General features: G+C 61.5%; 1 pseudogene. It reads right to left on the bottom strand.

From position 1 onward, the window contains the following. Positions 1–434: pseudogene (locus tag IVA92_RS00390) on the bottom strand (hypothetical protein); the annotation flags it as partial. Positions 435–698: the final 264 nt, after the last annotated feature.

The raw sequence follows: 698 nt of genomic DNA, 5'->3' as shown, positions 1-698 counted from the left end.
GGGAATCGCAGGTCGCCGGTGCTCTCGGTGCCGCGACGCATCACCCGAAAGTTCGGCGTCGCCACGCCGTCGTCGCGGATGAGCTTCTTGGTGATGACCTTGTCGGACGCCAGCTCAACAGCGAAGGGACTCGGTCCGGTGTACGGAATGCCGGCCATATCGAGCATGGTCGGGATCTGGCTGCCACGCCACTCGCCCTGAATTCCGTATGCCATGTTGAACACCATTCCGGAGGGGCGGGCTTGCGGATCGGGTGGCATGAACCGCTCCAGTTTCGCGAGCAGTCCTTTATCGCCCTCGCACAGCAGCGTCTCGTGGCCGCTCTCTTTCAATGCCGCCACCACGCTTTCCACCGCCCCGCGGTAGTACCCCGGACCAGGCTGACCGGACGGATTGATCTCGCCTGCCTCGTTCCACACCACTGCTACCCGCATGAGCTACTCCCTGGATGCTTGGCCAATGTCAACTTCTTTCGCTCGGATTTGGTCGACCGAGGGGAGCAGCTCGTGCGGATCTTGCACGCCGCCGATCGGGCCGGCCAGCCGGCGAGTGGATTTGCTTCCTCGAAAATGAGGAAATCGAGATAGTTGGCGATCAGCAAGATGCAGCCGGTTTGCGCCAACAGCAATTCAGGGAAGCAAAGGAACAACTCCAACTTAACTCGGCTCACTGTCCTCCACCCCGACGTCATGCGGACC

This window comes from Bradyrhizobium sp. 154, from assembly GCF_023073875.1.
Lineage (GTDB): Bacteria > Pseudomonadota > Alphaproteobacteria > Rhizobiales > Xanthobacteraceae > Bradyrhizobium.
This window is presented reverse-complemented; position numbering and strand designations above follow the sequence as displayed.